Annotated in this window: 14 protein-coding genes; 9 read left to right on the top strand and 5 right to left on the bottom strand. The window is 71.7% G+C overall.

Annotated elements, in window-relative coordinates:
* Nucleotide 1: 1 nt before the first annotated feature.
* Nucleotides 2-445: a methylmalonyl-CoA epimerase gene (gene mce / locus P2F65_RS03585; RefSeq protein WP_275804247.1), complete on the bottom strand. Its 444-nt coding sequence runs from the start codon at nucleotides 443-445 to the stop codon at nucleotides 2-4.
* A gap of 67 nt (nucleotides 446-512) precedes the next feature.
* Here mce and gatC point away from each other — a divergent pair, with 67 nt between their 5' ends.
* From gatC to gatB, 3 genes are read left to right on the top strand one after another with little or no spacing between them, the layout of a single operon-like run.
* The gene (gatC, locus tag P2F65_RS03580) at nucleotides 513-809 is read left to right on the top strand and encodes an Asp-tRNA(Asn)/Glu-tRNA(Gln) amidotransferase subunit GatC (RefSeq protein WP_275804245.1); all 297 of its coding nucleotides are present in this window, start codon (nucleotides 513-515) and stop codon (nucleotides 807-809) included.
* 54 nt (nucleotides 810-863) lie between these two features.
* The gene (gene gatA, locus P2F65_RS03575) at nucleotides 864-2381 is read left to right on the top strand and encodes an Asp-tRNA(Asn)/Glu-tRNA(Gln) amidotransferase subunit GatA (protein ID WP_275804243.1); all 1518 of its coding nucleotides are present in this window, start codon (nucleotides 864-866) and stop codon (nucleotides 2379-2381) included.
* 5 nt (nucleotides 2382-2386) lie between these two features.
* The gene (gatB, locus tag P2F65_RS03570; RefSeq protein ID WP_275804241.1) at nucleotides 2387-3922 is read left to right on the top strand and encodes an Asp-tRNA(Asn)/Glu-tRNA(Gln) amidotransferase subunit GatB; all 1536 of its coding nucleotides are present in this window, start codon (nucleotides 2387-2389) and stop codon (nucleotides 3920-3922) included.
* A gap of 86 nt (nucleotides 3923-4008) precedes the next feature.
* Here gatB and P2F65_RS03565 read toward each other — a convergent pair whose 3' ends face one another.
* From P2F65_RS03565 to P2F65_RS03555, 3 genes are read right to left on the bottom strand one after another with little or no spacing between them, the layout of a single operon-like run.
* A complete protein-coding gene (locus P2F65_RS03565) occupies nucleotides 4009-4560 on the bottom strand; it encodes a DUF937 domain-containing protein (protein ID WP_275804239.1) in 552 nt (183 codons plus the stop codon).
* 24 nt (nucleotides 4561-4584) lie between these two features.
* Complete coding sequence (locus P2F65_RS03560; protein ID WP_275804238.1) at nucleotides 4585-5760, bottom strand: PQQ-dependent sugar dehydrogenase; 1176 nt, start codon at nucleotides 5758-5760, stop codon at nucleotides 4585-4587.
* 29 nt (nucleotides 5761-5789) lie between these two features.
* Nucleotides 5790-7277, bottom strand: coding sequence for an FG-GAP-like repeat-containing protein (locus P2F65_RS03555; protein ID WP_275804236.1), 1488 nt, complete (start codon nucleotides 7275-7277; stop codon nucleotides 5790-5792).
* Nucleotides 7278-7434: 157 nt separating this feature from the next.
* On the opposite strand from P2F65_RS03555, the gene P2F65_RS03550 reads away from it, so the two are divergent.
* Nucleotides 7435-8361, top strand: coding sequence for a 2-hydroxyacid dehydrogenase (locus P2F65_RS03550; RefSeq protein ID WP_275804234.1), 927 nt, complete (start codon nucleotides 7435-7437; stop codon nucleotides 8359-8361).
* A gap of 94 nt (nucleotides 8362-8455) precedes the next feature.
* Here P2F65_RS03550 and P2F65_RS03545 read toward each other — a convergent pair whose 3' ends face one another.
* Nucleotides 8456-9832, bottom strand: a complete 1377-nt coding sequence (locus P2F65_RS03545; RefSeq protein ID WP_275804232.1) for a pyridoxal-dependent decarboxylase — start codon at nucleotides 9830-9832, stop codon at nucleotides 8456-8458.
* Nucleotides 9833-9938: 106 nt separating this feature from the next.
* On the opposite strand from P2F65_RS03545, the gene P2F65_RS03540 reads away from it, so the two are divergent.
* The 5 genes from P2F65_RS03540 (at nucleotide 9939) to P2F65_RS03520 (ending at nucleotide 15797) form a co-directional block, all read left to right on the top strand.
* Nucleotides 9939-11024, top strand: a complete 1086-nt coding sequence (locus P2F65_RS03540) for a sialidase family protein (protein WP_275804230.1) — start codon at nucleotides 9939-9941, stop codon at nucleotides 11022-11024.
* Nucleotides 11025-11027: 3 nt separating this feature from the next.
* Nucleotides 11028-11312, top strand: coding sequence for a MoaD/ThiS family protein (locus tag P2F65_RS03535; protein WP_275804228.1), 285 nt, complete (start codon nucleotides 11028-11030; stop codon nucleotides 11310-11312).
* A 77-nt stretch (nucleotides 11313-11389) separates the two neighbouring features.
* On the top strand, nucleotides 11390-11914 hold the full coding sequence (locus P2F65_RS03530; RefSeq protein ID WP_275804226.1) for a histidine phosphatase family protein: 525 nt from the start codon (nucleotides 11390-11392) through the stop codon (nucleotides 11912-11914).
* A 93-nt stretch (nucleotides 11915-12007) separates the two neighbouring features.
* Complete coding sequence (gene ilvD, locus P2F65_RS03525) at nucleotides 12008-13729, top strand: dihydroxy-acid dehydratase (RefSeq protein WP_275804224.1); 1722 nt, start codon at nucleotides 12008-12010, stop codon at nucleotides 13727-13729.
* A gap of 250 nt (nucleotides 13730-13979) precedes the next feature.
* Complete coding sequence (locus P2F65_RS03520) at nucleotides 13980-15797, top strand: acetolactate synthase large subunit (protein ID WP_275804221.1); 1818 nt, start codon at nucleotides 13980-13982, stop codon at nucleotides 15795-15797.
* Nucleotides 15798-15805 lie beyond the last annotated feature (8 nt).

Here is a 15805-nt window from a genome sequence, read left to right as displayed (position 1 = left end):
GCTAGTGGGCCGCGTCCTCGGCCGGCTCCACGAGCTCGACGAGGATTCCGCCGGCGTCCTTGGGGTGGATGAAGTTGATGCGCGAGTTCGACGTGCCGCGCCTGGCCTCGGGGTAGAGCAGGCGCAGGCCACGCTCGCGGAGCACCGCGCTCACCGCGTCGACGTCCTCGACGCGGTAGGCCATCTGCTGGATGCCGGGGCCGGAGCGGTCGAGGAACTTCGCGATGGTCGACTCCGGGGAGAGGGGCGCGAGGAGCTGGATGCAGGAGCCGGAGTCGCCGACGGACATCATCGCCTCGCGCACGCCCTGCTCCTCGTTGACCTCCTCGTGGGCCAGCGTCATGCCGTAGGTGTCACGGTAGAACGCGATGGCCCCGTCGAGGTCGGCCACGGCCACGCCGACGTGGTCGATGGCGGTGAACAGAGGGGTCGGAACGGCACTCATGGGCGCAGCCTAGGGGTGGTCGGGACCGTGACCGGACGGCTGTGAGCCAGCCCATAGACTGGCACCCATGTCCTCACTGTCCAGGGGTGACGTCGCGCACCTCGCCGGCCTCGCCCGCATTGACCTCTCCGACGCCGAGCTCGACAAGATGGTCGGCGAGCTCGCGGTGATCCTCGAGTCCGTCGCCAAGGTGCAGCAGGCCGGTGCGGAGGACGTCCCGCCGATGTCGCACCCCTTGCCGCTGACCAACGTGACGAGGCCCGACGAGATCCAGCCGTCCCTCGGCGCCGACGCCGCGCTCGAGATGGCGCCGGCCTCCGAGCTGCAGCGCTTCTCCGTGCCCCGCATCCTCGCCGAAGACTGACCCTGGTCGACGACCGACCTCGATCGACGACAGAAGCAAAGGACGTTCCCACCCGTGAGCACCGACATCACCCGCTCCAGCGCGGCCGAGATCGCTGACGCGCTCGCCCGCCGCGAGGTCAGCTCCGTCGAGGTCACCCAGGCCCACCTCGACCGCATCGCCGTCGTGGACGGCGACATCCACGCCTTCCTCCACGTCGACGCCGAGGGCGCGCTCGCCGCGGCACACGACGTCGACCAGCGCCGCGCCGCCGGTGAGGAGCTGCACGTCATGGCCGGCGTGCCGATCGCCGTCAAGGACGTCATGGCCACCAAGGGCCTGCCGACGACCTGTGGCTCGAAGATCCTCGAGGGCTGGATCCCGCCCTACGACGCCACGCTCGTCAGCCGACTGCGCGCGGCCGGGATGCCCATCCTCGGCAAGACCAACATGGACGAGTTCGCGATGGGCTCGTCCACCGAGCACTCGGCCTACGGACCCACCCGCAACCCGTGGGACCTCGACCGCATCCCCGGCGGCTCGGGCGGTGGCTCCTCGGCAGCGGTGGCCGCGTTCGAGGCCCCGCTGGCCATCGGCACCGACACCGGCGGCTCGATCCGCCAGCCGGCGGCGGTGACCGGCACGGTCGGCACCAAGCCCACCTACGGCGGTGTCTCCCGCTACGGCCTGGTGGCGCTCGCCTCCAGCCTCGACCAGGCGGGGCCCTGCTCGCGCACCGTGCTCGACGCGGCCCTGCTGCACTCGGTGATCGGCGGCCACGACCCGCGGGACTCCACCTCCATCGACGCCCCCGCCCCGCCCGTCGTCGAGGCCGCCCGTCGCGGTGACGTCAAGGGCATGCGCATCGGCGTCGTGAAGGAGCTCGGTGGCGAGGGCTACCAGCCCGGCGTGCGCGCCCGCTTCGAGGAGTCGGTGCAGCTGCTGGTCGACGCCGGCGCCGAGGTGGTCGAGGTGTCCTGCCCGAGCTTCGACTTCGCCCTCGCGGCCTACTACCTCATCCTGCCGAGCGAGGCGTCCTCGAACCTCGCCAAGTTCGACGCCATGCGTTACGGCCTGCGGGTGCTGCCCGAAGGGGTCGACGACCCGAGCGCCGAGCAGGTCATGGCCGCCACCCGCGACGCCGGCTTCGGCGACGAGGTCAAGCGCCGCATCATCCTCGGCACCTATGCGCTGAGCTCCGGCTACTACGACGCCTACTACGGCCAGGCCCAGAAGGTGCGCACGCTCATCTCGCGCGACTTCGCCTCGGCCTTCGCGTCGGTCGACGTCCTCGTCAGCCCCACCGCACCGACGACGGCGTTCCGGCTCGGCGAGAAGCTCGACGACCCGATGGCCATGTACCTCAACGACATCGCCACCATCCCGGCCAACCTCGCCGGTGTGCCGGGCATGTCGCTACCGAGCGGTGTGGCCGACGAGGACGGGCTGCCCACCGGCATCCAGATCCTGGCCCCCGCCACCGAGGACGCCCGCCTGTACCGGGTCGGCGCCGTGCTCGAGAAGCTGCTCGTCGAGCAGTGGGGCGGCCCCCTGCTGGCGAAGGCACCCCAGCTGACCGCGAAGGGAGCGTGAGCGGCATGAGCACCGCCACCACCGAGCCCGTCCTGTCCTACGACGAGGCGCTGGAGAAGTACGACCCCGTGATGGGCCTCGAGGTGCACGTCGAGCTCAACACGAAGACCAAGATGTTCTGCGGTTGCGCCACCGAGTTCGGCGCCGAGCCGAACACCCAGGTGTGTCCCGTCTGCCTCGGCCTTCCCGGCGCCCTGCCGGTGGTCAACGAGAAGGCCGTGGAGTCGGCGATCCGGATCGGCCTGGCGCTGAACTGCGAGATCGCGCCGTGGTGCCGGTTCGCCCGGAAGAACTACTTCTACCCGGACATGCCGAAGAACTTCCAGACCTCGCAGTACGACGAGCCGATCGCCTTCAACGGCCACCTCGACGTCGAGCTCGAGGACGGCTCGACCTACCGGGTCGAGATCGAGCGCGCGCACATGGAGGAGGACACCGGCAAGAGCCTGCACGTCGGCGGCTCGACCGGGCGCATCCACGGGGCCGAGTACTCGCTCGTCGACTACAACCGGGCCGGCATCCCGCTGATCGAGATCGTCACCAAGCCGATGACGGGCGCGGGGGAGCGGGCCCCCGAGGTCGCCAAGGCCTACGTCGCCGCCCTGCGCGACCTGCTGCGGGCCCTGCACGTCTCGGACGTGCGCATGGAGCAGGGCTCGCTGCGCTGCGACGCCAACGTCTCGCTGCGCCCCCGTGCTGCCGAGGGTCAGCACCAGGACGACGTGCCGCTCGGCACCCGCACCGAGACCAAGAACGTGAACTCGCTGCGCTCGGTGGAGCGTGCGGTCCGCTACGAGATCTGCCGGCACGCGGCGATCCTCGAGGCCGGGGGCCGGATCACCCAGGAGACCCGGCACTGGCACGAGGACACCGGCGTGACCACCAGCGGCCGCGAGAAGTCAGACGCCGAGGACTACCGCTACTTCCCGGAGCCGGACCTCGTCCCCGTCGCGCCGACCCTGCAGACCGTCGAGGCCCTGCAGAAGACCCTGCCGGAGCCGCCGACCCAGCGCCGCAAGCGCCTCCAGGCCGACTGGGGCTTCTCCGACCTCGAGATGCGCGACGTCGTCAACGCCGGCGCGGTCGAGCTCATCGAGCTGTCGGTCGAGGCCGGGGCCACCGCGGCCGGGGCCCGCAAGTGGTGGACCGGCGAGCTGGCCCGCCGCGCCAACGCCGAGGGCAGGGCCGTCGACGAGTTCGGCGTCACGCCCGAGCACGTCGCCGAGCTCGACCGCCTCGTGAAGGACGGGCGCCTCAACGACTCCATGGCCCGCCAGGTGCTCGACGGCGTCATCGCCGGCGAGGGCTCGCCGGAGGAGGTCGCCGACGCCCGTGGGCTCGAGCTCGTGCACGACGACGGCGCCCTCGAGGCGGCGGTCGACAAGGTCATCGAGGCGAACCCCGATGTGGCCGCGAAGATCCGCGGCGGCAAGGTCCAGGCCGCCGGTGCCCTGATCGGCCAGGTCATGAAGGAGATGAAGGGCCAGGCCGACGCCGGCAAGGCGCGAGCGATCATCCTCGAGCGCCTCGGCGTCGGCTGACCACCGCCGCCCCGGCTGCACGTGTGCCGCGTGGGCCGGCACCCGGGTGACCTCACCCAGGGTGCCGGCCCACCGGCATACCCGGCCTAGCGGCGGCCGCCGCCGAGGAGGCCGCCGAGCACGTCGGTGATGATGTTGCCGCTGCTGCCGCCGCTTCGCTGCCCACCGACCGCGCCGCCGAGCACCTGCCCCAGGACGTCCTGCGGCCCGCCGCCCCCACCGGCCGGCTCGGGGCGGCCGCCGCCCAGCACCTGCCTGGTCAGCCACGACAGCACGATCGGGGCGAGCAGGGGCAGGAGCTTGGCGACGAGGTCGCTGCTGACCGCTCCCACGCCACCGATCCGACCGACCACCTGTTCCTCGTTGTCGCCGAAGATGTGGTGGGCGATCTTCTGCCCGTCGGCCTCGTCGACGTCGTCGAGGTCGACCCCGCCCTCGATGAGCGCGCCGTCGTGCTGGCCGAGCGCCTCCGCGAGCGAGGAGGCCCCGGCGGGGTCGGCGGCGTTGGCCTGCAGCCCACCGAGGAGGGCGGGGAGCGCGGTGCGGGCGGCCCGCTCGACCTCGTCGGGATCCGCCCCGACCCGCTGGGCGAGCTGCTCGACGGGGATGGCGTCCATGATCTCCTCGACTGCGGACATGCTCGGCTTCCTCTCGCTCGGTGGTCAGGGCAGGGTGGACTCGGGGATGACGAGCAGCCGGTCGTCGTCGGGGCGGGGGTTGCCCCGCGAGGTGTTGTTGGTCAGCACCCACAGGCGGCCGTCCGGGCCGACGACGACGTCGCGCAGCCGGCCGTACTCGCCCTCGAGCAGCCGCACCGGCTCGCCGGCCACCCCGTCACGGGTCGGGACGCGCCACAGCGACTGCCCGCGCAGCGCCGCCAGGTAGACCGTCCCGTCGGCGGTCACCGCGATGCCGCTCGGCGAGGACTCGGCGGTCGACCACTGGCGCAGCGGGTCGACGAAGCCGGCCCGTCCGGCCCGGCCCTCGACCACCGGCCAGCCGTAGTTGCGGCCGGGGCGGATGAGGTTGAGCTCGTCCCAGGTGTTCTGGCCGAACTCGCTGGCGAACATGCGCCCGTCGCTGTCCCAGGCGATGCCCTGCACGTTGCGGTGGCCGTAGGACCACACCGGTGACCCGTCGAACGGGTTGCCCGGCGCGGGCCGGCCGTCCTTGGTGACGCGCAGGATCTTGCCGCCGAGGGAGCTGCGGTCCTGCGAGCGGTCGGGCACTCCCGCGTCGCCGGTGGTGACGTAGAGGAACCCGTCGGGTCCGAACGCCAGCCGTCCGCCGTTGTGGTTGCCGGCCTTCGGTATGCCGGTGAGGACCGGCTGCGGGCGGCTCGCCCTCCCGTTCGCGAACGTCACCCGCACCACACGGTTGTCGTTGCCGGCGGTGAGGTACAGGAAGACCGACCGGTCCGTCGAGAAGTCGGGGGAGGCGGCGACCCCGAGCAGGCCGCCCTCGCCGCCGGGCTCGACGCCGGGGACCCGGCCGAGGTTCCGGGTGGCCCCGCCCTCGCGCACCTGGAGCAGCTGAGCCTGGTCACGGGTCGTCACCAGCGCGGACCCGTCCGGGAGGAAGGCGATGGCCCAGGGGACGTCGAGGTTGGTCGCAACGGTGCGACGTTGCCTGGGTGCGGGGGTCGACGATGGTGTGGTCTTCGATGGGCCACTGGCAATCGCGGTGTGGGAGGTGCTCGCGCTGGCGGTGGACGAGGCAGAGGACGAAGGGGCGGAGATCGACGGCGGGGTCACTTCTCCAGCACTGCCGATCTCCGCCCCGGTGCAGGCCGTCACGACCAACAGGGCGCCGGTGACGGCTGCGGGGTGGAGGCGCATGGAGCCATCCTCTCCCGCACCTGCCGTGGTTACACCCCGACCCCGAGCAGGATGTCGTAGACCTGCCAGCCGCTGCTGGCGCGGCCGTAGCTGCTGAAGCCACCGCCACCGTTGCCGCGGTAGAGCCAGAGCTCGCCGTTGGGCCTGCGGGCGAGGACGTCGCTCTTGCCGTCGCCGCTGAAGTCCCCAGCGGAGAAGAGGCGGTCGACGGCCTGCCAGCCGGTGCTGATCCGGCGGCCGGCGGCGGCCCAGCCCCCCGCGCCGTTGCCGGCGAAGAGCCAGAGCTCGCCGTTGGGCTTGCGGGCGAGGACGTCACCATTGCCGTCGCCGGTGAAGTCGCCGGTGGAGAAGATGCGGTCGAAGGCCTGCCACCCGGTACCTATGCGGCTGTAGGACGCGATGCCACCACCGCCGTTGCCCCGGTAGAGCCAGAGCTCGCCGTTGAGCCTGCGGGCGATGATGTCGCTCTTGCCGTCGCCGCTGAAGTCGCCCGTGGAGAGGATCCGGTCTACGGTCTGCCAACCCGTGCTGATGCGGCGGCCAGCGGCGGCCCAGCCACCGCCACCGTTGCCGCTATAGAGCCATAGCTCGCCGTTGGGCCTGCGGGCGAGGACGTCACTCTTGCCGTCGCCGCTGAAGTCGCCCGTGGAGAGGATCCGATCGAAGACCTGCCAGCCCGTGCCGATGCGGTTGTAAGCGCCGACACCCCCGGTGCCGTTACCGCGGTAGAGCCAGAGCTCGCCGTTGAGCTTGCGGCCGATGATGTCGCCTTTGCCGTCGCCGGTGAAGTCCTTGGCCACGGCCATGGGCTCGGTGGGCGTCACGACGTTGCTCGGGGCGCTGTTTGCGGACCTGCCCAGGTCATTCCCTGCCTGCACGGTGAACGTGTACTCCACGCCGCTCGTGAGTCCGGTGAACACCAGGCTCGTGGCGTCGCCTGGGGCAGGCATGGAGACTCCCTTGCCGGGGTTGACATTCACCTTGTAGTCGGTGATCGGCCAGCCGCCGTCGTTGGCGGGCGGCGTCCAGCTCACCGTGGCGCTCTGGACTCCTGGCGTCGCGCTGACGTTGACCGGTGGGTCCGGAACGGTGACGGTGGAACCGCCCGTGATGGTCACCGCCGGGCTCTTGAGACTCGGCAGGGACCTGCCGTCGGCGTTCCTGGCGCGCACGGTGAAGGTGTAGGTCCCATCAGGGAGGCCCGTGATAGTGGCACTGGTCTGGGTCGGGTCATCGACCGTCAGCCCGATGGCCGACGGCTGGGCGGCGACCAGGAACCCGGTCAGGGGGCTGCCCCCGTCGCCAGCAGGTGTCCAGCTCACGGTGGCGCTACCGAGTCCAGCAGCGACAGCGGAGACGTTTGTCGGCGCCTCGGGGACTAGGGCGTGGGCCGGCTCAGCCCCAAGGACACCGATTCCCAGGGCGACAGCCAACCCACCTCCCACGACCCGGAGGCGACCAGCTGCCCGGGCCTTCCAGATCGTTCGCAGTTGCCTGCGAGACTTGCCGAATCCCATGTTCCTACTCCCCTCGTGCACGACGCGGATTGCGCCTCGTACGGATTGCACCTCGTGGGGGGTGACAGCACACGCGCCGGTCGCTGTAGGTGGTCCTCCACCATTTGCACGAGCCCGCTGAGCCGGCCCACGCCCAGCCACGGTTACCGTGAGGCGCATGACCGTCGTCACGCTGCCCGGCCAGGACTGGATCGACGACGTGGGGCCCGTGCCCGGCCTCGAGCTCCTGCCGTGGTCGATGGACGGACCGCCCCAGCGCGCGGACGAGGTCCGCCTCGTCGTGCCGCCCTACATGGGCGCCGGGGAGCGGATCGGCGCCCTGGCGCACACGCCGGGCGTCGAGGTCGTGCAGCTGCTCAGCGCCGGCTACGACGACGTGCTCGCCAAGCTGCCCGAGGGCGTGAGACTGGCCAACGCCGCCGGCGTGCACGACGCGTCGACCGCCGAGCTGGCCGTCGCCCTGACGCTGGCATCGCTTCGCGGCCTGCCGAACTTCGTTCTGGCACAACGTGAGGGGCGCTGGTTGTCGCCGGGCGTCCTGCCAGCCCTGGCGGACCGGCGGGTGCTCGTGCTCGGCTACGGCTCGGTCGGCCGGGCGGTGGTGCAGCGCCTGCTGCCCTTCGAGGTGGAGGTCACGGCAGTGGCCAGCCGTGCCCGCCAGGGCGACGGCCGCGTGGCCACCGTGCACGGCGTGGACGAGCTGTCGCAGCTGCTGCCCCGGCACGACGTGGTGATCGTCATCGTGCCGCTGTCGGAGGCGACGCGCCGGCTCGTCGACGCGACGTTCCTCGCGGCGATGCCCGACGGCGCCCTGCTGGTCAACGTCGCCCGCGGGCCGGTCGTCGACACCGACGCCCTGCTGGCCGAGACCTCGTCCGGCCGCCTGCTGGCCGCCCTCGACGTCACCGACCCCGAGCCGCTGCCGCAGGACCATCCGCTGTGGACCTCGCCGGGCGTGCTGGTCTCACCGCACGTCGGCGGCGCCACGTCGGCCTTCCGGCCGCGGGCGTTGCGACTCCTGCGCGAACAGCTGCGGGCGTATGCCGCGGGGGCGCCGCTGCGCAACGTCGTGCACGAGGGCTGACGGCGGCTTCCCGGTGATGCGAGATCCCACCTCTCGCGTGCAGCGGCCACCCGGAGGTGCGAGATCTGGGATCTCGCGTCTGGCGCTCGAGACCTCAGAGGCTCGCAACGGCCCGGCGGACCGCCTCGAGGCTGCGCTCGACGTCGCTCGTGGTCGTCGACCAGTTGCTCACCGAGATGCGCAGCACGCTGCGTCCGTGCCACGTCGACCCGGTCATCCAGGCGGTGCCGTCCGCGAGAAGGGCGCGGCCCACCTGCTCGGTGCGCTCATCGCTGCCGAACGCGGCGCACACCTGTGTGAACACCACGTCGTTGAGCACTTGCGCGCCGGGGATGGCACGCAGCCCGGTGGCGAACGCGGTTGCGTGCCTGCACAACCGGTCGACCAGCTCGTCGACGCCCGAACGACCCAGCGACCGCAGCACCGCCCACACGGGGAAGGCCCGCCCGCGTCGGGAGATCTCCGGGACCTTGTCGAACGGCTCGCCCGCCTCGTCGTGCACGAGGTAGGCCCCGTGCATGCCCATCGACGCCCGGACGGCCGCCGGGTCGCGGACGATGGCCAGGCCGCTGTCGTAGGGGACGTTCAGGGTCTTGTGGGCATCGGTCGCCCAGGAGTCGGCGCCGTCGACGCCGGCGACGAGGTGCCTGCGGGAGGCTGCGGCCCCTGCCCAAAGGCCGAAGGCACCGTCGACGTGGACCCACGCGCCGTGCTCCCTGGCCGCGGCCAACGCGTCGGGGAAGGGGTCGAAGGCGCCCGAGTGGACGTTGCCGGCCTGGAGCACCACGATCGTGGGACCCGAGAGGCCACGGGCCAGGGCCTCGTGGAGGGCGTCGGCCCGCAACCGCCCCTGCTCGTCGACCGCCACCGCCCGTGGGGCGCCGAGGCCCAGGTAGCGCAGCGCGAGGTCGACGGTGTCGTGCCGCTCGACGCCCACCAGCACGCGCACCCGTGGGCCGCCGTGCAGCCCGCGCTGGGCGACGTCCCACCCGGCTCGGCGCAGGACGGTGTCGCGGCCGGCGGCCAGGCCGGTGAAGTTCGCCATGGTGGCACCGGTCACGAAGCCCACGGCGCTGCCTGGCGGCAGGCCCAGCAGGTCGACCAGCCAGGCGCTCGTGACGTCCTCCACCGCGCTGTGCGCCGGCGTCACCCGGCGCAGCGCGGAGTTCTGGTCCCAGGCGCTCACCAGCCAGTCAGCCGCTAGGGCCGCGGGGTGGGTGCCGCCGATGACGAACCCGAAGAAGCGACCCGACGGCATACCCGTCAGGCCTGCGTCGCAGGCCTGTGCGAGGAGGTCGACGACCTCGGCAGGGTGGGTCCCCTGCTCCGGCAGGTCCGGCCCGAGCGCCTCGACCACCGCCGCGATCGAGGCCTGCGGGGGCACGGGGCGGTGCTCGAGCGACGACAGCCAGGCCAGGGCGTGCCGGTGGGCGTGGCCGAGCGCTTCGAGCGCCGGCTGGGGCCGGTCCATTCGTGCAGTGTGCGCCCGGCTCGCGCGCCGGCACCAGATGCGGGAGGAGCAGGGCGACCGTGGAAATGCGGGTGTCCGGCGACGCCGGCAGTGCCATGCTGGCGGGATGACCGAGACCATCGTCGGCATCGGTACCCGCAAGGGCCTCTGGCTCGCGCGCAGCACCGACCGTGCAGCCTGGCAGCTCGAGGGGCCCCACTTCCTGATGAGCGAGGTGCTCTCGCTCCTGTTCGACACCCGGGGCGGGCGCAGCCGCCTCCTCGTGGGCTTTCGCTCCTCCCACTGGGGGCCGTCGCTCCAGCACAGCGACGACCTGGGCAGGACGTGGGTCGAGCACCCCGAGGGGTCGATCCGGTTCCCCGAGGACACCGACACCGCGCTGAAGGCGACCTGGCAGCTCGTGGCCGACCCGCACGACGAGTCCGTGGTGTGGGCGGGCACCGAACCGCAGGGGCTGTGGCGGAGCGAGGACGCGGGGGAGACGTTCACCCTCAACCGCGGCCTGTGGGACCACCCCCACCGCCCCGAGTGGGGCGAGGGCGCCGGCGGGGGCGCCATCCACACGGTCCTGCCGAGCCCGGTCGACCCGCAGGCGATGCTCGTGGCCATGAGCACGGGCGGTGTCTACAACTCCAGGGACGGTGGGCAGTCGTGGAGCCCGGGCAACACCGGCATCCACGCCTACTTCATGCCGCACGACGAGTGGCCGGAGTTCGGCCAGTGCGTCCACAAGGTGGCCCGGGACCCGCGGACCCCCACGCGGCTGTACTGCCAGAACCACCGAGGCGTCTACCGGTCGGAGGACGACGGCGTCACGTGGCAGTCCATCGAGGAGGGGCTGCCCACCAACTTCGGCATGACGGTGGTGGTCCACCCGCGGCAGGGCGACACGCTCTGGCTGGTGCCCATCACCTCCGACTACGAGCACATCCCGCCGCAGGCGCAGTTGCAGGCGCAGCGCTCCGACGACGCCGGCCGCACCTGGCGGACCCAGTCCACCGGGCTGCCACACACCTGGACCAACGTGCTGCGCGATGCAGTCTGCACCGACACCGACCCGGCCGAGCCGGGGCTCTACGTCGGCACCCGCAACGGGGAGGTCTACGCGAGCACCGACGGCGGAGAGTCGTTCTCGCTGCTCGCGACCCAGCTGCCCGACGTCTACTGCGTCCGCGCACTGACGGTGGCCTGACGCATGACCACCCGTGTCGTCCTCCCCGGAGTGCTGCGTGACCTGGCCGGCGGTGCCCACGAGCTGGTCGTCGACCTGCCCGGTCCCGCACCGCTGGGGGAGGTGCTCGACGGAGCCTTCGCCTCCTGGCCCATCCTCAACTCACGGGTCCGCGACGAACGGGGGCAGATCCGTCGCCACGTCAACATCTTCGTCGACGGGGAGGACGCCAAGCGCGCCCAGGGAGTGAAGACCCTCGTGGGCCCGGCCGCCACCGTCCACGTCATCAACGCGGTTTCCGGTGGCTGAGCGCTGTGCCGCAGGTCTCCCCCCGATGACGTAGGGGACCTCTGGCGTGTCCCAGCCGGCTGGGCCATGCTCAGGGCATGACCCTCGCCGCCGACGACAAGGTGCTCATCCTCTTCCGCCACGCCAAGGCGGAGCACACCCCGGGCAAGGCCGACCACGAGCGAGAGCTCACCGACCGGGGGCGGCGCGACGCCGCGGCTGCGGGCCGCTGGCTGCACGACAACGGGCTGGGACCCGAGCTGGTGCTCTGCTCGCCGGCGGTGCGCACGCGCCAGACCTGGGAGGCCGCCGCGAACGGGGGAGCGTGCGGTGAGGAGGTCGAGTACGACCAACGCCTCTACTCCGGCGGGGCCGACGGCGTGCTGCAGACGGTGCGCGAGTCGGGCGGTGAGGCCCAGGTGGTGCTCGTCGTCGGCCACAACCCCACGATGGCGGCGCTCGCGAGCGGGCTGTCCGAGGGCGACGGCTCCACGGCGGCCCACGAGTGCCTCGCCGCGGGATTCCCCACGTCCGCGGTGGCGGTCCTGGGCTACGCGGGGAAGTGGCACGACATCGCCTTCGGCACCGCGTCGTTGCTGAGGTGCCATGTCAGCAGGGGGTGAGGTCCCGGCACACCGTCGCAGGCGCGCTGGCGTGCTCGCCCACCAAGCGAGACCGGCGTCCCACCTCGTGGACGCCCGTCCTAGACTGCGCCCATGACGACCACCGACCCCCGCACCTTCGACGGCGTCGACATCAAGCCGCGCAGCCGCGACGTCACCGACGGCCTCGAGAAGACCGCGGCCCGAGGGATGCTGCGGGCGGTGGGCATGGGCGACGACGACTTCGCCAAGCCGCAGATCGGCGTGGCCAGCTCGTGGAACGAGATCACGCCCTGCAACCTCTCCCTCGACCGGCTCGCCAAGGCCGTCAAGGACGGGGTGCACGCCGGCGGCGGCTACCCGCTGGAGTTCGGCACGATCTCCGTCTCCGACGGCATCTCCATGGGCCACGAGGGCATGCACTTCTCCCTGGTCAGCCGCGAGATCATCGCCGACTCGGTCGAGACCGTCATGAGCGCCGAGCGCCTCGACGGCTCGGTGCTTCTCGCCGGGTGCGACAAGTCGCTGCCCGGGATGCTCATGGCCGCGGCGCGCCTCGACCTCGCCTCGGTGTTCCTGTATGCCGGGACCATCCTCCCGGGGATCGCCAAGCTCTCGGACGGCACCGAGAAAGAGGTCACCATCATCGACGCCTTCGAGGCGGTGGGTGCCTGCGCCGCCGGGAAGATGTCGCGCGAGGACGTCGACGCCATCGAGCGCGCGATCTGTCCGGGCGAGGGCGCGTGCGGCGGGATGTTCACGGCGAACACCATGGCCGCGGTGGCCGAGGCGGTCGGGATGTCGGTTCCCGGCTCGGCCGCACCGCCCGCGACCGACCGCCGCCGCGACGCCTACGCCCGCAAGTCCGGCGAGGCCGTCGTCAACCTGCTGCGCCGCGGCATCACCGCGCGCGACATCATGACCAAGGAGGCGTTCGAGAACGCCATCGCCGTGGTCATGGCCTTCGGGGGATCGACGAACGCCGTTCTGCACCTGCTCGCGATCGCGCACGAGGCCGAGGTGGACCTCACGCTGGGCGACTTCCAGCGCATCGGCAAGAAGGTGCCGCACCTGGCGGACGTCAAGCCGTTCGGCCGCTTCGTCATGAAGGACATCGACCACATCGGCGGCATCCCCGTGGTGATGAAGACGCTGCTCGACGCCGACCTGCTGCACGGCGACTGCCTCACGGTGACCGGCAAGACGGTTGCCGAGAACCTCGACGAGCTCAAGCCGCCGCACATCGACGGCCGGGTCATCCGCGAGATGGCCCAGCCCCTGCACCGCACCGGTGGCCTGACCATCCTCACCGGGTCGCTGGCGCCCGAGGGGGCCGTGGTGAAGTCGGCGGGGTTCGACGAGGAGGTCTTCGAGGGGACGGCGCGCGTCTTCAACGGTGAGCGGGCCGCCATGGATGCCGTCGAGGACGGGTCGCTGAAGCCGAAGGACGTCGTGGTCATCCGCTACGAGGGACCCAAGGGTGGCCCCGGCATGCGCGAGATGCTGGCGGTCACGGGCGCGATCAAGGGAGCAGGGCTCGGCAAGGACGTGCTGCTGCTCACCGACGGCCGGTTCTCCGGGGGCACCACCGGCCTGTGCGTCGGCCACCTCGCGCCCGAGGCCGTCGACGAGGGCCCGATCGCCTTCGTGCGCGACGGCGACCCGATCCGCCTCGACGTCGCGAACGGCACGCTCGACCTGCTCGTCGACGAGGCGGAGATGCAGCGCCGGCGCGAGGCGGGCGTGACCCACCCCGAGCCGAAGTACACGCGCGGGGTGCTCGCCAAGTACCGCAGGCTCGTGGGCAGCGCGTCGGGCGGCGCCGTCTGCTCGTGACGCCCGTCCGGGCCAGTGACTGAGACCACAGGTCCGGATCCCGAGACCCGAAGTCTCATCCGTTGACACGCAATGGGGCGTGGGGGACAGTGCAGGTGTGTCACGAATTCTCGTACTCACCTAGCGCGTCCGCTCCAGCCGAGCAGACGCGCCACCCCTTCTGTCCCTGCGGGGACGAAGGGTTTTTTTGTGCCAGAGCAGCACCGCCGGCGTCTCGCCGGCGGACCAGGAGAAAGCGATCGGTGACGAAGTGAGCGACGCCAAGCCGGCAGCACCATCCCCGGCCCAGCTTGCCCAGCAGGCCCGCGCCAAGACCCCTGTCGAGGTCACCGGCGCGCAGAGCCTGGTGCTCTCCCTCGAGGCGATGGACGTCGACACCGTGTTCGGCATCCCCGGCGGCGCGATCCTGCCGGCCTACGACCCGCTGCTCGACTCGGTGAAGGTGCGCCACATCCTCGTCAGGCACGAGCAGGGCGCCGGCCACGCGGCCGAGGGCTACGCCAGCGCGACCGGCAAGGTCGGTGTCTGCATGGCGACCTCCGGCCCCGGCGCGACCAACCTCGTGACTCCGCTGGCCGACGCGCACATGGACTCCGTGCCCATGGTGGCCATCACCGGCCAGGTGAGCTCGGCGTCGATCGGCACCGACGCCTTCCAGGAGGCGGACATCCGCGGCATCACCATGCCGATCACCAAGCACAACTACCTCGTGACCAACGCCGACGACATCCCACGGGTCATCGCCGAGGCCTTCCACATCGCCTCGACCGGCCGTCCCGGGCCCGTGCTCGTCGACATCAGCAAGGACGCCCTGCAGTCGCGGACGACGTTCTCGTGGCCGCCGAAGTTCGACCTGCCGGGCTACCGGCCGGTGGCGCGGCCGCACAGCAAGCAGATCCGCGAGGCCGCGCGCCTCATCGCCGAGGCCAGGCGACCGGTGTTCTACGTGGGCGGTGGCGTCATCCGGGCCGGTGCCTCGGACCAGCTGCGCAAGTTCGTGGAGCTGACCCAGATCCCCGTCGTCACCACCTTGATGGCACGCGGCACGGTGCCCGACAGCCATCCGCTGCACCTGGGCATGCCCGGCATGCACGGGTCGGTGGCCGCCGTCACCGCACTGCAGAAGGCCGACCTGCTCATCACCCTCGGCGCACGTTTCGACGACCGGGTCACCGGGCAGCTGTCGACGTTCGCCCCCCTCGCCAAGGTGATCCACGCCGACATCGACCCGGCCGAGATCTCCAAGAACCGGGCCGCCGACGTGCCGATCGTCGGTGACTGCAAGGACGTCATCACCGACCTGATCGACGCGGTGCGCGCCGACCACGAGGCCGGCCGCAGCGGCGACTACGACGCGTGGCGCGACGAGACGGCGCAGTGGAAGTCGACCTACCCGCTCGGCTACAGCGCCCCCGAGGACGACACCGAGGTGGCGCCGCAGTACGTCATCGAGCGGCTGGGCGCGATCAGCGGACCTGAGTCGGTGTTCGTCGCCGGGGTGGGCCAGCACCAGATGTGGGCGGCCCAGTTCGTGCAGTACGAGCGCCCGAACTCCTGGGTGAACTCCGGCGGGCTCGGCACCATGGGCTTCGCGGTGCCGGCAGCGATGGGCGCCAAGGTCGCCGAGCCGGGCCGCACCGTCTGGGCCATCGACGGTGACGGCTGCTTCCAGATGACCAACCAGGAGCTGGCGACCTGTGTCATCAACGACATCCCGATCAAGGTCGCGGTGATCAACAACTCCAGCCTGGGCATGGTGCGCCAGTGGCAGTCGCTCTTCTACAACGAGCGCTACTCCAACACCGACCTGCACACGTCGGTGGGCCGGCGCATCCCGGACTTCGTGAAGCTGGCCGAGGCCTACGGATGTGTCGGCCTGCGGTGCGAGCGGCCCGAGGACGTGGACGAGACGATCCGCAAGGCCATGGAGATCAACGACGTGCCGGTCGTGGTCGACTTCGTCGTGCACCGTGACGCCATGGTCTGGCCGATGGTGCCGGCCGGCGTGAGCAACGACGACATCCAGATCGCGCGGAACATGACGCCGACCTGGGACCGCGAGGAGTGAGGGAGCAG

It is taken from the genome of Knoellia sp. p5-6-4, assembly GCF_029222705.1.
Taxonomy (GTDB): Bacteria; Actinomycetota; Actinomycetes; order Actinomycetales; family Dermatophilaceae; genus Pedococcus_A.
The sequence above is the reverse complement of the archived record's forward strand: the minus strand, read 5'-3'. Positions and strand labels throughout refer to the sequence as shown.